Annotated in this window: 20 protein-coding genes; 8 read left to right on the top strand and 12 right to left on the bottom strand. The window is 45.6% G+C overall.

Translation table 11 applies throughout. The features are described from left to right. The first annotated feature begins 57 nt into the window (after nucleotides 1-57). A complete protein-coding gene (locus BLT53_RS02305) occupies nucleotides 58-1,290 on the top strand; it encodes an MFS transporter (RefSeq protein WP_090232471.1) in 1,233 nt (410 codons plus the stop codon). Nucleotides 1,291-1,347: 57 nt separating this feature from the next. Here the strand turns inward: BLT53_RS02305 and BLT53_RS02300 are convergent, their stop codons facing one another. From BLT53_RS02300 to BLT53_RS02285, 4 genes are all read right to left on the bottom strand, one after another. Then, nucleotides 1,348-1,707 (bottom strand): SET domain-containing protein, encoded by a 360-nt coding sequence (locus BLT53_RS02300; RefSeq protein ID WP_090232469.1) that lies wholly within the window; start codon nucleotides 1,705-1,707, stop codon nucleotides 1,348-1,350. 103 nt (nucleotides 1,708-1,810) lie between these two features. Continuing rightward, nucleotides 1,811-2,608, bottom strand: a complete 798-nt coding sequence (locus tag BLT53_RS02295; RefSeq protein WP_090232468.1) for a polysaccharide deacetylase family protein — start codon at nucleotides 2,606-2,608, stop codon at nucleotides 1,811-1,813. A gap of 136 nt (nucleotides 2,609-2,744) precedes the next feature. Further along, the gene (locus BLT53_RS02290) at nucleotides 2,745-3,266 is read right to left on the bottom strand and encodes a competence protein ComK (protein ID WP_090232466.1); all 522 of its coding nucleotides are present in this window, start codon (nucleotides 3,264-3,266) and stop codon (nucleotides 2,745-2,747) included. A gap of 193 nt (nucleotides 3,267-3,459) precedes the next feature. Further along, nucleotides 3,460-3,669 carry a hypothetical protein gene (locus tag BLT53_RS02285; protein ID WP_090232465.1) on the bottom strand — a complete coding sequence of 70 codons (210 nt, stop codon included), beginning with the start codon at nucleotides 3,667-3,669 and terminating at the stop codon, nucleotides 3,460-3,462. Between the two features lie 284 nt (nucleotides 3,670-3,953). Here BLT53_RS02285 and BLT53_RS02280 point away from each other — a divergent pair, with 284 nt between their 5' ends. From BLT53_RS02280 to BLT53_RS02265, 4 genes are all read left to right on the top strand, one after another. Next, entirely contained in the window at nucleotides 3,954-4,856 is a 903-nt protein-coding gene (locus tag BLT53_RS02280) for a diacylglycerol/lipid kinase family protein (RefSeq protein WP_090232463.1), read from the top strand. A gap of 46 nt (nucleotides 4,857-4,902) precedes the next feature. Then, a complete protein-coding gene (locus BLT53_RS02275; protein ID WP_090232462.1) occupies nucleotides 4,903-5,103 on the top strand; it encodes a hypothetical protein in 201 nt (66 codons plus the stop codon). Further along, nucleotides 5,104-5,376 (top strand): OsmC family protein, encoded by a 273-nt coding sequence (locus BLT53_RS02270; RefSeq protein WP_090232460.1) that lies wholly within the window; start codon nucleotides 5,104-5,106, stop codon nucleotides 5,374-5,376. Nucleotides 5,377-5,451: 75 nt separating this feature from the next. Next, on the top strand, nucleotides 5,452-5,724 hold the full coding sequence (locus tag BLT53_RS02265; RefSeq protein ID WP_090232459.1) for a DUF2188 domain-containing protein: 273 nt from the start codon (nucleotides 5,452-5,454) through the stop codon (nucleotides 5,722-5,724). Nucleotides 5,725-5,769: 45 nt separating this feature from the next. On the opposite strand, the gene BLT53_RS02260 is transcribed toward BLT53_RS02265, so the two are convergent. After that, nucleotides 5,770-6,525, bottom strand: coding sequence for a gamma-glutamyl-gamma-aminobutyrate hydrolase family protein (locus BLT53_RS02260; protein ID WP_090232457.1), 756 nt, complete (start codon nucleotides 6,523-6,525; stop codon nucleotides 5,770-5,772). A gap of 129 nt (nucleotides 6,526-6,654) precedes the next feature. After that, the gene (locus BLT53_RS02255) at nucleotides 6,655-7,413 is read right to left on the bottom strand and encodes a TrmB family transcriptional regulator (protein ID WP_090232456.1); all 759 of its coding nucleotides are present in this window, start codon (nucleotides 7,411-7,413) and stop codon (nucleotides 6,655-6,657) included. Nucleotides 7,414-7,553: 140 nt separating this feature from the next. Between BLT53_RS02255 and BLT53_RS02250 the strand changes: the two genes are divergently transcribed. Beyond that, a complete protein-coding gene (locus tag BLT53_RS02250; protein ID WP_090232455.1) occupies nucleotides 7,554-8,726 on the top strand; it encodes an MFS transporter in 1,173 nt (390 codons plus the stop codon). 103 nt (nucleotides 8,727-8,829) lie between these two features. Then, nucleotides 8,830-9,390 (top strand): hypothetical protein, encoded by a 561-nt coding sequence (locus BLT53_RS02245; RefSeq protein WP_090232454.1) that lies wholly within the window; start codon nucleotides 8,830-8,832, stop codon nucleotides 9,388-9,390. Nucleotides 9,391-9,690: 300 nt separating this feature from the next. Here the strand turns inward: BLT53_RS02245 and BLT53_RS02240 are convergent, their stop codons facing one another. Genes BLT53_RS02240 through BLT53_RS02230 form a run of 3 tightly spaced genes read right to left on the bottom strand, consistent with a single transcriptional unit; the run spans nucleotide 9,691 to nucleotide 11,787 of the window. Next, complete coding sequence (locus BLT53_RS02240) at nucleotides 9,691-10,254, bottom strand: isochorismatase family protein (RefSeq protein WP_090232453.1); 564 nt, start codon at nucleotides 10,252-10,254, stop codon at nucleotides 9,691-9,693. A 20-nt stretch (nucleotides 10,255-10,274) separates the two neighbouring features. Further along, nucleotides 10,275-11,123, bottom strand: a complete 849-nt coding sequence (locus tag BLT53_RS02235) for a 1,4-dihydroxy-6-naphtoate synthase (RefSeq protein ID WP_090236646.1) — start codon at nucleotides 11,121-11,123, stop codon at nucleotides 10,275-10,277. Between the two features lie 10 nt (nucleotides 11,124-11,133). After that, nucleotides 11,134-11,787 carry a futalosine hydrolase gene (locus tag BLT53_RS02230; protein ID WP_090232452.1) on the bottom strand — a complete coding sequence of 218 codons (654 nt, stop codon included), beginning with the start codon at nucleotides 11,785-11,787 and terminating at the stop codon, nucleotides 11,134-11,136. Between the two features lie 162 nt (nucleotides 11,788-11,949). Between BLT53_RS02230 and BLT53_RS02225 the strand changes: the two genes are divergently transcribed. After that, nucleotides 11,950-12,816 (top strand): MBL fold metallo-hydrolase, encoded by an 867-nt coding sequence (locus tag BLT53_RS02225; protein WP_170834200.1) that lies wholly within the window; start codon nucleotides 11,950-11,952, stop codon nucleotides 12,814-12,816. Between the two features lie 17 nt (nucleotides 12,817-12,833). On the opposite strand, the gene BLT53_RS02220 is transcribed toward BLT53_RS02225, so the two are convergent. The 3 genes from BLT53_RS02220 to BLT53_RS02210 all read right to left on the bottom strand — a co-directional run bounded on the left by BLT53_RS02220 (nucleotide 12,834) and on the right by BLT53_RS02210 (nucleotide 16,958). Then, complete coding sequence (locus BLT53_RS02220) at nucleotides 12,834-14,048, bottom strand: MFS transporter (protein WP_090232447.1); 1,215 nt, start codon at nucleotides 14,046-14,048, stop codon at nucleotides 12,834-12,836. After that, nucleotides 14,045-15,088 carry an ArsR/SmtB family transcription factor gene (locus tag BLT53_RS02215; protein WP_090232446.1) on the bottom strand — a complete coding sequence of 348 codons (1,044 nt, stop codon included), beginning with the start codon at nucleotides 15,086-15,088 and terminating at the stop codon, nucleotides 14,045-14,047. The genes BLT53_RS02220 and BLT53_RS02215 overlap by 4 nt, the downstream gene beginning before the upstream one ends. Before the next feature lie 121 nt (nucleotides 15,089-15,209). Continuing rightward, a complete protein-coding gene (locus BLT53_RS02210) occupies nucleotides 15,210-16,958 on the bottom strand; it encodes an alkaline phosphatase D family protein (RefSeq protein WP_090232444.1) in 1,749 nt (582 codons plus the stop codon). Nucleotides 16,959-17,074 lie beyond the last annotated feature (116 nt).

Raw genomic sequence — 17,074 nt, 5'->3', positions numbered from 1 at the left:
ATAAACTTTAATGCTATAATAGCTAAATGTTAATTATGAGCGAAAGAAGTGAATTTAGTGGAACGTTGGAAAAGAAATATGTGGGTGTTATGGATCGGTGTATTCTTTACCTCGGCCAGTTATTCAATGGTCATTCCGTTTTTGCCTCTCTTCCTTCTGCAGATCGGCGTTCATGAAAACACCGAGATGTGGTCAGGAGTGTTGTTCAGTGCCGCTTTTTTAGCCGGAGCCATCTCTTCCCCTTATTGGGGTCTGCTTGCGGATCGGTATGGGCGAAAGCCAATGATTATCCGCGCAGGGATTGCACTTTTTGTCATTTATACGCTTACTGCCTTTGTTACCAATGCCTATGAGCTCCTCGCCCTCAGAATCATGCAGGGGCTATTGACCGGATTTATACCTGGTTCCATTGCATTGATCGGAACCAATACCCCTAAGAAACATGTCGGCTACGCTTTAGCAATGATTTCTACAGCAACGGCCTCTGGCGGTATTGTTGGCCCGCTGCTTGGCGGAAGTATATCAGCTCTCGCCGGAAATCGGTGGTCCTTTGCAAGCGGTGGCTTCATGGTGCTCATTTCTACCCTGCTTGTCATCTTTTTAGTAACCGAAGACAACTTTACTCCCAGTAAGGTGAAGGGATCAGTCACTAAGGATATTAAAACCGCAGCTTCTAACCGGCCGTTTATGATTGTATTACTTTTGACGATGGTCACCGTATGTTCTCTTATGACCATAGAACCTGTCCTTCCGTTGTATATTAAAAAACTGGGAAGCGCTGAGCACAATATCTCCTTTTTGGCGGGAGTTATCTTTTCGTTGCCCGGGATTGCCAGTGTCTTGTTCGGAGCCTTTTGGGGCAAGCTCGGAGACAGAATCGGTTTTCGAACCGTATTGATCATTGGGCTGTTTGGCGGCGGAATTGGAACCCTCGCTCAGCTGCTGTTTCACGACATCTGGGGATTTTCCATCATCCGCTTTGTCTACGGTATTTTTTTCTGTGCGGTGTTTCCGGCCATTAATGGCCTTGTCGTAAAAGTAACACCTGATGAATTCAGAGGAAGAGCCTTCGGATTGAACCAGACGGCCAACCAAATCGGCGGAATGCTTGGCCCAATTCTTGGCGGATTCATCGGAGGCATATTTACCGTTCACAGCGTCTTCCTTGTGACCGGGGTATTTCTCCTGATTGCAATGGCGGTGGCATGGCGGTCGGATTGGCAAAATACGAACCATCAAAAACAAAAAAAACTGAACAGTCCTTCTTTGTCCCAAAGCCACACGAAATAGAAACAAGAAACAGCCCCTTCGATCGTTTGATCGCAAGGGGCTTTCGTGTGAAGAACTTTACTCCGGGTTAAACCATAACTTCTGTTTATCTTTTGGATCGCCATTGTAGTTGACGAAGATTTCATCTCCGTCTGCTATGTCTTTATAGGCATAAAACTGTATAACCAAGTCCTTCTTTTTTAAGATATACCTGGCATTTGGTTTGAACGAATGGTTAAACAGGGATCCATATCCCAATGCGATGGCGTATCCGTCATCCCAATTGAATACGTAGTCTGCCAATACCGTTTTTAGCATATATTTGCATTCTTCTTTCGGACTCGCTATGACGGGAGCTTCATGAATCAGCTCTCCTTTTTTTATATCGCGGGTTGCAAATATGCCTCTGCCAAACCGTGAACGCCCTACTTTAATCATTGGTTCACAACCCTTCTTTTTTCCCGTGATACCATATACTATTCCTTAAGCAATGGTCAGGTACGGAAATAAAAGAAAACGGGCCCTCAATTAAGAAAGCCCATCAGGAAGGTGCATCTAATTGTTTAAAGGGTTCCAATTCCGCGGGAAATAGCGGCGTGAACTTCGGATCATTTTTCAATAATTCGGATACTGTTACGCATTTAAAACCCCGTTTCTGCAGTTCGGGCAATACAATCTCCAATGCTTCGATCGTTTGCCTGCGGTTCCCTCCGGAGTCGTGCAGCAAAATGATATCCCCATTTTTCACATTGGAAAGGATATGGCGGGAAATGTAGCCCGATCCCGGATTTCGCCAATCTTTTGGATCTTGATGCCAGGACCACAATATGATTTTGTATCCTTTTTTATTTGAATATTTGATGATTTGCTTATTCAGGTTTCCACCTGGAGGACGAAATAGTTTCACTTTGTTTTTTTGTACTTTTTCAATCAGTTTTTCAGTTTTTGTCACTTCTTTTGTGAACAGCTGTTTGGAAGCATAGGAAAAATTGTGGGGATGGGTGTACGTATGATCCCCGAGCTCATGGCCTTCTCTTATTTCGCGTTTAACGATCTCCGGATTCCGTTTGATGTGCTTGCCAACAACAAAAAAGGTTGCTTTTGCATGATATTTTTTTAAAACATCCAGAATCGCTGGTGTATAGAGAGGGTTTGGGCCATCATCAAACGTTATGGCTACTTCCTTTTGTGGAGAGGGGACATCCCAGATCACCTGCCCCTTTTCTTCATAATATTTCCGTTCAATTTTGTAAGCCTGTGCAGTATCCGGAAACTGAAGCATAAGGCTACTTGCCGAAACAACCAGCATGAACAGGCAGTATAGTGTCCGTTTTTTCATTGCCGCATCCTCCATCCTGCTATTAGTATGAAGCCAAAGCAGCAATATCATTCTGCGAAAACACAACCCAGGGAAAGAAAAATACTAAATAAACCCTGGTTGCCATCTCAGCTCCCAGGGCATTACGGTTATATGTTTATGGTGAAATAAAACTATGGGAATAGGGTGTTTTTTTCTCTTTGATCCGCAATTCCAATACAAAACGATAATGTGCGGCACGATGGATTTTTGTTTCAAGGGCGCTTTTCCCCTGGTTGACTGAAATGAAGGTATCATTTGAAAAAATGATGTCTGAGGTGTCTGGCGAGGTGGGTTTGACCTGTTTTACATGAGCCTGGGCAATCCAGATGCATGATTCATTATCTGGTGATTCCAGAGGTATGAAGAAAATGCCCAGCTGCTCACTGATCACAATTGGTGCCCGTTTCCTGTAACCCAGAATGGCGGTAGCCCCATCCTTTCTGCCCCGGTAACTTGAGCCATAATATCGGCAATTATACTGAATGACACCTTTAGGCTTTTCACGTGTTACCAGTGTTTGATGTTTTTCAAGAACCTTCGTATATAATTCCCCATACTGCTGATAAAAAGGAAGCAATGCCATGGTGTCCCCATGGATTTCGTACTGATTTCCCTGATCCTCGGCCTTTTTGTCCATAAACCGTTCCCCTCTCACATTTGGAAGTAATCCAGCCCCCGTTGGTTACCCTTGAATGCAGGTTAAGACAATCTTTTCCCTCCTTCTCTGCGGATTTGTTCATCCACTTTCTTTAGTATAACAAAAATTCGGAATATTTCTACATTATTTTACAAATTTCTGTGATAAAAGACATGTTTCGATAGTCCCGTTTTTATTTTTGCTCAAGTGTATCTGCTTTTTTAATCTGTTCCCATTGGGTTCGGGCATCCTCTTTTAACTTTTGGTTGGTGGTTGTATTCAGATCCTGTACGGTCGCACGTACAAGGCGCTTCCCCTTAAAATCCATGAATTGGATGATAACATCATTGGTCACTGCCATGCGTTCTTTGTACATAAAAAAATACCGCAATTCCTCTTGCAACTATTTTTCCCTCCCTAAAAACAAACCTATGTTCCTATTTTATGTTGGCCGGATGAAGATTACAATATGCATTTGCTCAAAGAACAATCATTATGAAAGGGTACCGGCTCTAAGTGAGTCTCCTTTTGCTGCAGGTTACCATAATCGCGGAATATCAGGCAAATACTGGATTATAAGTGTATGTTTTTGTTGACTTCCGCGGGCATTTCATCCATATGGTTAGAATCTTCCCTGAAACGGGTATTTTTCAGAAGAGAAATCACTAAAAGGGGGTATCAATTCTATTGAAAAAAGCCATGATCATCATAAATCCTTCTTCAGGAAAAGAACAAGCCATGGAGCTCCTTCCGGAAGCTGAAAGGGTTCTTCAAACATTTCATGATGAAGTTCTGGTCTGTGAAACTAAAAAGGAAGGCGACGCCGCTGCATTCGCCAAGAATGCATGTGAGCAACATTATGATACTGTTCTATCAATGGGCGGCGATGGAACGGTGAATGAAGCAGTAAATGGCCTTGCTGAGCAAGAGCATCGCCCCCATTTTGGCATCATTCCCCTTGGAACGGTCAATGACTTTGCGAGAGCTCTTCAAATTCCGCTTGATGCCCAGGAAGCCTTAAAAATTCTTCCTTATAAAAACCTCAGAAAAGCCGACATCGGCAAAGTTAACAATCAATACTTTATGAACGTCCTTGCTGTAGGCGCGATTGCTGAAGCCTCCTATAATGTGAGCACTGACCAAAAAACAAAACTTGGTCCGCTTGCTTATTTTGTGGAAGGCATAAAAGCACTGGCCACTAAAACGCCGTTTTCATTAAAGATTTCCCACAACGGGGGAACTTGGGAAGGAAATGCCTACCTTTTGGTGGCGGCGATGACCAACTCTGTTGGCGGCTTCGAGAAGCTTGCTCCCCAGGCTGAGGTCGACGATGGCAGACTTCATGTATATATATTTAAAAATATTTCATTACCAGGCACCCTGAATCTTTTTCCGAAACTATTCAAAGGGGAACTGCAAGAGCATTCCGATGTGACATACATACAGTCTTCATCCCTTGCTGTTTCTTCTTCTGAAACAATGGCTGTCAATATTGACGGAGATGAAGGAGAACCCTTGCCTTTTACCGCATCTGTCCTCTCCCGCCATCTTTCTGTTTTTGTTCCGCCCAACGAAAACGAAAAGGTTTGAAACAAGGTCCGCAGGGATATTAAGGAAGATAAGGAGGCGGTGAATAATGAGTGATCCTATTGCGTTAACAAGCATTATCATCTTTCAGGATGACACAAAAAACAAGGTCCGCAGAGCGTATATCGGAGAATTTCCTGATCCCGTTTTATATGGTGTACATGGCGGGGTTAAACAATTTTACGGAGTGGAACCCGAGGTGGAGTACCCATCCACCCTCGACCATATTGTTGCCGCTGCCGGTGGCTGACTGACTGGCACATTAGCAGGCGCGCTGGATGCGCGTCACATACCAACATCACCCGACACATTATCCGCTAACGTTCAAGGCGAAATTGAGGCACCGGAGGGCGTTTTGAAAATCACCAGAATATCATGCCACTTTAACCTGAAAGTTCCCCTGGGCAAAAAAGAAGCCGCTATTCGGGCTCTCAACGTTTTTGAACGGAACTGCCCCGTGGCCCAAACTCTTAAGGGGGGTGTAGCTATTGAAAACACCTGGAACATTGAAGAAATAAGCTAAACAACCCGTGTTGAAACCTACAGATGCGGGTAGAGTATAGTACATTGATTAATTCATCACACAGGAGGGTATATCATGGCACAAAACAACAATCGTTCTGGAAATGAGGAGCGCGACCAATATTTCGAGGACCGGGCAGGAACCGATAAAGCCCACTTCCATGTGGTTCCTCATGAACAAGAAGGCTGGGCTGTAAAGAAAGAAGGAGAAGACGAGCCACAACACACAACCGGCTCCAAATCCGAAGCGGTAAAAGAGGCCAACCGCATGGCAGAAAAAGCCGGCACCATGGCCATCATCCATAACGAACACGGACGGATTGAAGAACAGCATAACTATGAAAATTAGAAAAAAGCGGCGGATTTCAGCAATCCGCCGCTTTTTTGATGGTTTTTATGAAGAGGATACGGTTTCTTTCTTCCCTGCACGTTCCTCTGCCGCTTTAACAAAATAGGTAAACAATCGGTACATTTCTTCGCTCACCTCGGTCATATCCTCGGGATGCCACTGAACAGCAAGGATCCAATTTTTATTAAAGTCTTCACTTTCAATCGCTTCAATGATACCATCCGGTGCCTTGGCCGTGACTTTCATGCCGGGTGCCACTTCTTGGACAGCTCCATGATGAAAGCTGTTGACGGAAGTTTCGTTGCTTCCGATAATTTCAGCCAGCACCGAGCCTTCCTCGATCGAGATGGAGTGGGTGGCAGCGTCCCTTGCACCATCCTGATAATGCTTAATGACCTTTTCCCTTTCATCATATATGTCCTGGTACAGAGTACCACCGAGCGCACCATTAAGCACCTGGATTCCCCGGCAAATGGCGAAAACCGGCATATCCTGCTCCTTGGCAAACTCAATGAGATCCATTTCTGTCTTGTCTCTTTCCGGAATGACCTTGCCGAGATTTGGATGAGGTTCGGCACCGATTTGCTGGGGATCCATATCCTCGCCACCACTGAGCAGAATACCATCGCACAGAGCCGCCCATTCTCTCGCTATCTCTTTATCTGCCATGGGTAAGATAACGGGCACCCCGCCGGCCCTCATCACTGATGTCGTATAACTGTAATGAAGATAGGCCGTTTCAAGCCCTCCAATATCCTTCGTGGAACAAGTAATACCTATCACCGGTTTTTTATTTTTCATTCTAGCAACTCCCGTTCTGTTGTTGTCCTACAGACCTTTACCCTAAATCGTTGTATTGTGAACACGGAAATTTTATCCATTTAAAAACCCGCTTGGACAGCGGGTTTTCCTTGGATGCCTATGTTGCTTCTAATACCTCAAATTCAACAGCACTTCCCGTACAGCTTTATCTTCCATCACAATATCTTTATACTTTCTCGTGATTTCTGTTAATGCCACATCATGATAGAAGAACTCTGTAAAAAACTTCACAAGCGGCTTGGATTGCGTGCGAATCGCCTGCCATACGGTATCTTCGATGCCCGCAAAGAGCATTTCCCGCTGATCAATAATAAGGATCCGGCTTCGTTCAAGCGTTCCATGCTGGGTATCGGGCAATAACGTGGAGACGTCGGGAATGACTGTGAAAAGCTCTCCGATCACGTGGATTTTCACATCGATACCATCGTTATACTTATTCTCCAAGAGCGGCAAATAAGAACTCAGATCGTCGGACCAGCCGGAAAGAATGACAGACTGTTCAGCTTTCTCCAACAAGCCTTTCATCAACGATTGTATCGATTGATTATCCTTCAGCGTCCAGACCCTGTCGTCTGTAATGGTTTGTTTCCTCTTGGCCTCTCTTAGCTGCTGAACATTCGCCTCAAAATCTGCTTTAAGTTTTTCAATGGCAGACTCAACCGGCAATGCAGAATAAAGGCGTTTTTTTTCAACCGTTGACTCCAAAATCATACCCTTTTCCGCCAGACGGTGGAGCACCTCATACACCTTTGCGCGGGGAACACCGGAACCCTTGACGACTCCGGTGGCATCAAGGGGCTGTTCAGAGGTGACCAGCGATTGATACACCTGGCTTTCATATTGTGTAAATCCAAATTGCTGCAGCATGTTCGTAGCTCCTTGCCTCAATTTCGTAAGCTCATCATACCATAGTGCCTTCCATTTTCTACACACCAGCATTTTTGTCTTGTTTTTCTTATAAATAATGTTACTATTACAGTGGTAACTTTTTATAAAGGGTGAGTACTATGAATAAACGTGTTTACTTATTGACGATCGTTTCCTTTGTTGTAGGGATGGTCGAACTGATCATAGGCGGGATTTTAGATTTGGTTGCACAGGATTTACAGGTCAGCATCGGGAAAGCCGGCTTTCTGATTACGGTTTTTTCCCTTGTATTTGCCGTCGCTTCACCTGTACTGTTGATGATGACGTCAAAGGTTGAGAGAAAGAAACTGACGCTGATCTCTCTCCTGATTTTTTTTATTGGGAATGCTATTGCGGTCTTCAGCCCTTCCTACAGTATGTTGTTGATCGCCCGTATTGTTTCGGCGGCAAGCGGATCGCTGCTGGTCGTTTTATGTATTACTATCGCCTCATCGATCGTCTCTGAAGACTATCGGGCCAGAGCTATCGGTGTGGTATTCATGGGAATCAGCGCTTCCCTTGTTCTCGGCGTTCCGATCGGACTTATGCTTGGGAATGCCTTTGGATGGAGAGCTCCTTTCATCCTGATTGCAGGATTAACGCTCTTCTCCATGGCAGGTGTTTATTTCTTTATGGATTCCATGTTTTCAAAGCCAGCCGTTTCCCTTATAAAACAATTAAGAACGCTAAAAAACCGCAGGCTGCTGTTCGCTCAATTAACTTCGTTTCTCTTTTTGGCCGGACATTTAACGCTGTATGGATATTTAACACCGTTTTTAAAAACAGTTCTGGGCCTGAACGGTAACTGGGTGAGCATCGTCTACCTCATTTTCGGCTGTGCGGCAGTAGCCGGAGGCGGCGTTGGCGGAACCCTTGCGGACCGAATCGGCACTCGGAAATCCATCATTGGTTTTATTATCGTTTTTGGCCTGACCATGTTCGTCATCCCCTATACGACGTTTTCACTGCCCCTCTTTTTGGGTGTTATGGTGATTTGGAGCATGCTGAGCTGGGCCATCACACCGGCCATGCAAAGTTATCTTATTGAATCCTCTACAGCCGAAACATCGGATATTCAGCAAAGCCTGAATAACACTGCCCTGCACTTTGGGATTGCATTTGGATCTGCCATTGGCGGCTTTGTCATTGAACAGTCCTCTGTTGAATCCAATGCAACCGTCGGCGGCTGTTTCATTATTATTGCCCTCGCTGCGGCGCTTATTTCCATGGCAAAACGAAATCAACATTTTTCTCCAATTAAACATAATATGTAAATCAAAAGACACTTCGTTAAACGAGGTGTCTTTTTTAGGTCTTCTCCCGAAGATTAAGACTATATTGGTATAGTCACGGATAAAAGTATATTTGGAGGATCCAATGAATTTATTTAATAAACCAATTGTATCGTTACAGGAGAAAGCGACTGACATTCGTATGCACTTTCCTGCTACGTCCTGGATCGTTTTTGTTTCCCTGGTCTCCGCCATTGCTGCCCTCCTGCAATCTGCAGGAGGAACCATCCCTGTCGCAGGCATGTGTATCAGCCCTTTTTCCACGCTGCCGGTCATTGTAATGACTTTAATATCCCTTTTATATGGACTCTATACCTACACATTAACGATTATTCTTCTCGTCATCATCCAGCCCGCAGAAGTATTAATATTCACATTTACAACCGGCATGCTGGGTATTGGCCTGGGCTTGGGGTTTAACAAACTGAAACGGCGCCTTTTCATTGCTCTCTCAGGCTGTATCTTTCTATTTTTTGGCATGTGTATAATGCTTTATGGATTGTCCTTTCCTCTTTTCGGCGCTGACTTCCCTTATTCTCGAAACAGTATTCTGCTACCAGGCCTCTTTTTGTTTTCCTTGGCTTATAGCTTTGGATGGACAGAGCTTACCTTGCTTATTTTGAAAAAGCGATGGAACATCAAATGAAAGGAAAGGCACCCTGACAGGGGTGCCTTTAACTGTTTCATAATCTGTATAATCATTTTCCACTTGGTGCTTCATACTATTGCTAACCGAATCAACCTTTCGGGTCTTAGGGGGAAAAGGACTATAGAACACTTTCCATCCATCCAAAAGTGGATGTTGAAATGGAATATAAGGGGATTATCAATTTTAAAAAGGAAGTGCCGGTTTCGGAACTCCCTTTTACTTATTTCACCGCTGCATATTAGACAATCAATACAAAGGTAGTATGAATGTAAAATAACCGTTTTGAACGATTATTTATCAACGGACGTCTGAAAGAAATTGTTCGAGAGTTCGTACCTTTCCAATTCTTGGAAAGATAAAGGAACAAGAAGCGTCATGTGCTTCCTGGCTGAATGTTGTCATCGCATCCGTGACAAAAATCTGGTTGTATCCCAATTGGAAGGCTTCTCTTGCCGTGCTCTCCACGCCAATATTGGTCGCGATACCGCAAAGTACAATCGTATCAATGCCCCGGCGCCTCAATTGAAGGTCCAGATCAGTGCCAAAGAAAGCACCCCACTGCCGTTTAGTAACAGTGTAGTCTTCCGGCTGAACACCAAGTTCAGGAACAAATTCGGCCCAGTCTGCCGGCCGTTTACCAGAAGGAGCAGGTTCATCGGTTACAGGCTGCAACGCGTCTTTTCCATCGTGAAAAGCCACATTGACAAAAGAGATGAATCCTTCATTCTCTCGGAACAATTTTACAAGGGGAATTGTTTTTTCAACAACCTCTTTCCCCCCAGGCATCTGGACGATGCCTTTCTGTAAATCAATGATCACCAACGCTGTTTTTTTAAAATCAAGTTGTAAAGCACTCATCACTATTCCTCCTTCATGACTTCTTATTTTACGGATGTATAAAGAAGACCCGCATAATCCCGATCCGGTACGAGCCCTTCCTTTGCCGCCCGGGTCAGAAGTGAAACAACCGCTTCGTATCCTGCTTTCCCGAGGTCAGCCGTAAATTCATTTACATACAAGTTGATGTGCTGCTGAGCAACATCGGGGGAAAGTTCACTTGCATGCTGCATGACGTACTCTCTTGATGCCTCCGGAAATTCCCACGCATAGGCGACAGATGAACGAATCCAGTTTGTAATGGATTCAATGTCCATGGATTTCTTAGCGATGATGGCCCCAAGCGGAATCGGCAATCCGGTGTCTTCCTCCCACCAGTTCCCCATATCTGCCAGCAGGTTCAGTCCGTAATTTTGATACGTAAAACGTGCTTCATGGATAACAAGGCCCGCATCGATATCTCCCGCCTTTACCGCCGGCATAATCTGATCAAACGGCATAATCACGATCTCACCGATCCCACCAGGTACATTTTGCGCCGCCCATAAACGGAACAGCAAATAGGCAGTTGAACGTTCACTTGGAACAGCTACCTTTTTTCCCGCAAGCATTTCGGGGCTTACCTGTCCCTCTTCCTTTACGAGAACAAGCGGACCGCAGCCGCGTCCCAGCGCCCCGCCACATGGTATCAGATCATAATGGTCCAGTACCCAAGGGAGGGCAGCATAAGAGATTTTTAAAATTTCAGGTCCCTCCTGGCGAGCGGCCAATCCATTCGTGATGTCAATGTCCGCATAGGTGACATCAAATTCAGGTGATCCCGGCACCAGGCCATGCACCAAGGCATGAAAGACAAACGTATCATTTGGACACGGTGAAAAAGCAATATTCATTTTACTCAATTTAAAGTACCTCCATCATAACTTTACTTGCTGATGTTAATGCCTCGAGGGCTTCTTTCAGTTTCCATGCTCCGCGGTCACGAGGGCCCACTGCATTGGAAATCGCCCTAATTTCCAGTACAGGCAAATTATTTTCTCTGGCAGCCAATGCGACACCATAGCCTTCCATTGCTTCAGCAGCAGCATGGGGTTCAAACTCCGCCAGCCGGTCAGCCGTAACTTGCGTGCCGGTTACTGTAGAAAGCGTGAGAATTGGAGCAGTATGTACAGGCAAACCCGTATCTGCCAAGGCGGAAGACAATGCGAGCACCAGGCTGCTCTCAGTCGGAATTCGTGTTGATGAGCCGAATCCCAGTTCATCTAAACTAAGAAATCCTTCCGGGGATTCGGCACCTAAATCGGCACAGACAATTTCCTCGGCAATGACGAGGGAACCCACCTCTGCGCGATCCGGAAATCCGCCCGCAATACCCGCATTGATTACCAGATCATATGTATTGGCATGCAATGCCTTCATGGTACTGATCGCTGCTGCGACAGGTCCGACTCCAGCTAAGACCACATCCACCCTGTTGTCCTGACACCCTCGCTCTATGGCTTCTTTTTCCTGTTGTACAGAAGTCATCACAAGAATACGCCCATTTAATTTATTCATGTATTCGCCTCCTGTCTTTAAATGCTTTCCTATTCAAAGGTAGCACTTAATCGTGTTTTCTTTCCACTTTGATGCTTTTTGGACCCTGTGCATCTGCATAAATTATACCGTTTGGAAGACGATAATGACGTATAGAAAATAATGGATACGGAGGTATTGATCATGGATCATTTGGAAGGAAGCGCTTCTACCAATAAATACATACCCGTAAGCTCGGTTACATCCGGGGAAGGAAAAGAAGTGGCACCAGGCCTTTACTGTTACACCAATCAAATCGTGAATTTGTGTTTTGTTGAAGATCAGAAAAATAAAAATGGCTGGGTGCTGGTGGATGCCGGCATGCCCGATTGTGCAGAAAAGATTATCGCAGAAGCGGAAGTGCGTTTTGGCAAGGAGACCGTTCCAAAGGCCATTATCCTCACACACGCCCACTTCGACCATATTGGAGGAATCATCGGTTTGTTGAACCGTTGGAACGTCCCGGTTTATGCACATTCACTTGAACTGCCGTATGTTACAGGAAAAAAGGATTATCCTAAACCGGACCCTTCAGTAGAAGGCGGCATGGTAGCAAGAATGTCTTTTTTATTTCCCAATGAAGCGATCAATCTTGATAAACAGGTTCATGCCCTGCCAGAAGATGGCTCTGTTCCCGAACTTCCGGAATGGCGCTGGGTGCACACGCCAGGTCACACAGAAGGCCATATCTCTCTTTTCCGTGAAGCTGACCGGGCATTGATTGCGGGAGATGCCTTTATTACGGTCAAGCAGGAAGATCTGTACAGTGTAATCACCCAGCATCTCGAAATCAGCGGCCCGCCGCGCTACTTTACCCCCGACTGGATGGAAGCCTGGAAATCGGTAAAAAAACTGCACTCTCTTAAACCCCATACCGCCGTAACAGGACATGGACGGCCGGTCTCCGGGGAATGGCTGGACGAAAACCTTTCGAAATTGGCCCGGGAGTTTGACCGGATTGCAATCCCTGACTATGGAAAGTACGTGGGACGCAACCAGCTCGAGCAATAGAGGAAACAGGCTGTTTTTCAGCCTGTTTTCCTTTTTGCCATCTCTTGTCCTGCCCTAATTGAAGTTAAAAGAAAATAGAGGCCCGGAACTAAAATAACCGTTCCGGCCGCCGCAAAACTCTGGCGTGTGGTAAAGTGCAAATATCCGGAAGAAGCAAATAATATACCAAGAGGCATCGCGGCACGCATCATCAGCAAGCGTACAGCACTCAGCTGGGCAAGTCGTTCACGCTTCGCTTCCTGCTGGAACAGAGCTGAACTTTGGGCATTAAAGAGAGGAATAACAAAACCGCCGAAGAGCTCGCATCCCCAGGCAAGCCATATGTGATCCACAATATACAGAAGTAAAAAAGAGAGCCCTCCTCCTGCCAATCCTGAATACATGACAACGGGGTTCTTAGGCAGCCTGGACAGAAAAAGACTTCCAATCGTATAGCCAACTGGAAAAGCCCCGGAAAATACGGCATACTCCCATCGTTCTCCTCCCAGTTCTCCACGAATAAAAGGAACGCTGAGCACAAGTGAAGCTCCCACCGCAAACTGCACACTAGATGACAGCAAGGTCAGCTTTAGCAATTGGGGCTGCTGGAAAAATGAACGGTAACCTGCCTGCATTTCAGACCACCAAAACTTTTTCGTCCAGATTGCTGTCTTTGTTACTGAATGTGTTTGTATCGCATACAAAGCGACAAAGCTGAGAAAAAACAAGGCAGAGGAAAACGCATAGAGCACAGGAAGGGGAAATACAAGCAATAACAACGAAACAGCTCCTGGCGCAAGAAAACTCATGATTTTCATGGTTCCATCAAGCAAACCGTTGGCTTCCGCGAGCTCTCTTTCTTCGCACAGCTCGGGCAAAATGGAAAATGACAGACTGGCATACACCGGCTGCAGCAACCCGAGGCAGCACTGAAGGATCACCAGTCCACAGATCATGCCAGTATGGGATTGAAAAAGCCAGCCCGCCAAGGGAAGCAGGTAGCCTCCCATCCGGATCAGCTGAATAATTTTCAATGCCCTTTCCTTATTGACCTGGTTCAAGTAGGGAGCACTGATCCCCTGCAGCACAAGAGAAGGAATAAAATATACGAGCCACAGTGCTCCCATCCATTCTTTTGACCCCGTCAATTCGAACAACAGGAGACCATTAATGATTCCGCCTGCAGCCCCTCCAAATTCCGAGATCATCTCTCCTGTCCATAGCGCATGAAAAGAGCGGGAAAACTTTTTCATTCCTTCAAACCCAAGTACTCATTCAGTTTGCCGGAAAATTGTTGGATGGTATCGGTGTTGGCACGGTAAACACCTTTTTCAGCAGAAATAAATCCTGATGACTTCAAGATGGAAAGCTGATGATGAAGCGTGGTTTTGGAAATTTGAAACTGACCGCTCAATTCCTGAAGAGATTGCTGCCCTTTCATAAGAGTGTGCAACAGCTGTAAACGCAGTTCATCCCCCAGTGCTTTATGTCCGCTGATAAGTACGGAAGAAGGCTGGCCGGGTTCGGTTAAATATTCTTCGTTCACCGGGTAGAATAAAAGCTTTGTATCCACAGTGCGCAGCGAAAGAACCCATGGGCGGTAGGAGACATGAGGCACCAGCTTCACATGCCATACGGATGGCTCAGGTACATACTCAGCTCCCCCGGTGACCCGCTGAATTTCATTCACCGGCTGATCCCGGTTCAATCTCTGGTTTTCTTTTTCCTCAAACCTAAGGGCCTGCATCCATTTATCCCATACCAGCTGGATGCGGATAAAATCATGCCATTCCTTCGTCACCGTTTTCATTAAGGAAAGGATATCTTCAATGGCCCGCTCCCCGAGCAACCTGACATAGCCCTCGAGGTAGTCGTGACCTTGAAAAGATTTTGCATATTGAACAAATCGTATTTTATCGGAATAGTTTAACACCGTGTCTTTACGATTGGCCTCTGTTTTCTGGCTATGATAAGGAAGCAGAACTTCATATAAAGTTTGGTGTGATTCCTGATCCATTGCATTTAAAAAATCCTGAATGAACTTGGCACCCCAATGATTTTGAAGCAGCAGCATGCCGTACCATAAATTAGTTTCCTCTATCTCTTTTAGTGCCTGAAGAAGCTCCAGACTCATGGTGTTCTTCCATGTTTTCCATTGTTCATCGAGCCCAAAGGTATGTCTGAGTTGTGCGTGTGTATAACCTGAGATGCCAAGAAGGACCTCCCAAACCTGTGACGATTCTACCGTTACATTCACAGTCTCCGCCGGCTGGGAAGCTAAAAAATAGTTCATGTTCAACAGCTCCTCTCGTTGATTACTATTCTATATAAACAGAATTGTTTATTCAATATATTTCGAATAATAGATTCAAAAAAGCACAAACACCGGGGTGGCGTTTGTGCTTTTCGTGCGATTACTGCTCGACCTTTTCTCTTTTTTGCTGAATTTGCTTATTGTGCGCATGCGTGTGAGCGGTAAAGCGATCTTCCTCAACCTGATCTGACATTTTCACACCCTGGGCAACCATTGCCGAAGCTACCTTTTTCAAGCCCATTTGATCTTTTTGATAAACGAAGGAAGCTCTTGTAGAAACAGCAGCGCCTGGCTCTGTCACATAAGGGACCACACGGTAATCAGCCTGCCATTGTGCAGGCGTTACTCGGCAGCGGACATACCCTCTGTAATCATTAAAGAATTTAATGTGCGGATTTTGTTCTAAAATATGATTGGTATCCTGACGCTTGTCTGCCCCGTTGCCGCCTGATGTAATGGACGTTCCCACAAACTCAACACCAAACACCTTGGATTTTGGATCATCAAAATTTGTAAGCAGATTGTTTGCCCAGCTGGCATGAACATCTCCGGTCAACACAATCAGATTGTTCAAGTTCCTGGACTTCACGAAATCCAGGACACGCTGGCGCTGGGCAGGATATCCGTCCCAGGAATCCATGCTGTAAACCGGCGCAGCTTTCGTTCCGAAGTTCCACTGAGCAAAAAAGATTTGCTGAGCCATCACATTCCAGTATGCTTTGGAGGAGCTCAAATTATTAAACAGCCACTGCTCCTGTTTATTCCCCATCAATGTACGGCCTGGATCCATCGATTCCTGGGAAGGCGGTTTGTTGCCGTCGCCGTTTGCTTGGTCTGATCGGAACTGTCGTGTATCAAGCACATTAAAGGAAGCCAGGTTACCATAATCAAAATGGCGGTAAAGCTGCATGTCCGGACCGTTTGGTAAAGAGGACTTCCGAAGTGGCATGTGCTCGTAATAGGCCTGGTACGCTGCAGCCCGGCGAATGATGAAGGCTTCCGGAGATTGGCCTTTTTCAGGAATATTATTGGCATAGTTGTTTTCTACTTCATGATCATCCCAGGTCACTACCCAAGGGAATGCAGCATGAGCGGCTTTCAAGTTGGCGTCCGAACGGTATTGGGCATGACGGTTGCGGTAATCGTTCAAAGTCATGATTTCAGCACTGCTATGGGTTCGAACATTTCCTGTTGCCGCTACATATTCATTTGGACCATATTCGTAAATATAGTCCCCAAGGTGGAATACCAGGTCAAGATCCTCTTCTGCCATATGTTTATAGGCGGTATAAAACCCATGTTCATATTGCTGGCAGGAAGCGAACGCAAATTTAAGTTCTTTTACAGAGGATCCGGGAGCCGGCAAAGTCTTCGTGCGGCCGACAGGGCTAAGTTCATAGCCGCTCTTAAACCGGTAATAATAGATATGGTTCGGCTTCAGCCCGCTCACTTCAACATGAACAGAGTGCCCAAGGTCAGGTCTGGCCAGTTCCGTTCCTTTCTGCACAATATTTCTGAAACGCTCGTCTTTTGCAATCTCCCATCGTACCGGTACCGCCTGGCCTTTCATTCCTCCGCCATTCAAGGGATCTGGCGCAAGGCGTGTCCAGAGCACCACACCATCGGAAAGCGGGTCGCCTGATGCTACACCGAGTGTAAAGGGATAGCTTTCGAACATTGGAGCGGCATTTACTTCAAATCCACCGATAGACTGTGCAAGAACTGCCCCAAGAGACAAACCTGCAATTTTACCGGTTCCTCTAAGAAAGCTGCGGCGGTCAAATTTTTTGTTTTCATGTTCCTCAGTCAATTTTTTGATCAAATCCTCCATGTTCCTTTCGTCTGCCATAACAATTCCCCTCTCTTAATGAAAAGTAGCGTACGAAAGTCAGTATAAAACGTGAATATGAATCTGCTGTTAAGATGTGTAAACCTGCATGAAACGACAAAAAAACAAAAAAGGAC

The organism is Fictibacillus solisalsi (genome assembly GCF_900103485.1).
GTDB lineage: Bacteria > Bacillota > Bacilli > Bacillales > Fictibacillaceae > Fictibacillus_C > Fictibacillus_C solisalsi.
The sequence above is the reverse complement of the archived record's forward strand: the minus strand, read 5'-3'. Positions and strand labels throughout refer to the sequence as shown.

Excerpts from the sequence above, each read along its gene's own strand:
- BLT53_RS02230 (WP_090232452.1), bottom strand. The coding sequence starts at position 11,787 with ATGAATAAATTAAATGGGCGTATTCTTGTGATGACTTCTGTACAACAG.
- BLT53_RS02225 (WP_170834200.1), top strand. The coding sequence starts at position 11,950 with ATGGATCATTTGGAAGGAAGCGCTTCTACCAATAAATACATACCCGTA.
- BLT53_RS02260 (WP_090232457.1), bottom strand. The coding sequence starts at position 6,525 with ATGAAAAATAAAAAACCGGTGATAGGTATTACTTGTTCCACGAAGGAT.
- BLT53_RS02290 (WP_090232466.1), bottom strand. The coding sequence starts at position 3,266 with ATGGACAAAAAGGCCGAGGATCAGGGAAATCAGTACGAAATCCATGGG.
- BLT53_RS02250 (WP_090232455.1), top strand. The coding sequence starts at position 7,554 with ATGAATAAACGTGTTTACTTATTGACGATCGTTTCCTTTGTTGTAGGG.
- BLT53_RS02265 (WP_090232459.1), top strand. The coding sequence starts at position 5,452 with ATGGCACAAAACAACAATCGTTCTGGAAATGAGGAGCGCGACCAATAT.
- BLT53_RS02235 (WP_090236646.1), bottom strand. The coding sequence starts at position 11,123 with ATGAATATTGCTTTTTCACCGTGTCCAAATGATACGTTTGTCTTTCAT.
- BLT53_RS02275 (WP_090232462.1), top strand. The coding sequence starts at position 4,903 with ATGAGTGATCCTATTGCGTTAACAAGCATTATCATCTTTCAGGATGAC.
- BLT53_RS02245 (WP_090232454.1), top strand. The coding sequence starts at position 8,830 with ATGAATTTATTTAATAAACCAATTGTATCGTTACAGGAGAAAGCGACT.
- BLT53_RS02255 (WP_090232456.1), bottom strand. The coding sequence starts at position 7,413 with ATGCTGCAGCAATTTGGATTTACACAATATGAAAGCCAGGTGTATCAA.
- BLT53_RS02215 (WP_090232446.1), bottom strand. The coding sequence starts at position 15,088 with ATGAACTATTTTTTAGCTTCCCAGCCGGCGGAGACTGTGAATGTAACG.
- BLT53_RS02295 (WP_090232468.1), bottom strand. The coding sequence starts at position 2,608 with ATGAAAAAACGGACACTATACTGCCTGTTCATGCTGGTTGTTTCGGCA.
- BLT53_RS02210 (WP_090232444.1), bottom strand. The coding sequence starts at position 16,958 with ATGGCAGACGAAAGGAACATGGAGGATTTGATCAAAAAATTGACTGAG.
- BLT53_RS02220 (WP_090232447.1), bottom strand. The coding sequence starts at position 14,048 with ATGAAAAAGTTTTCCCGCTCTTTTCATGCGCTATGGACAGGAGAGATG.
- BLT53_RS02300 (WP_090232469.1), bottom strand. The coding sequence starts at position 1,707 with ATGATTAAAGTAGGGCGTTCACGGTTTGGCAGAGGCATATTTGCAACC.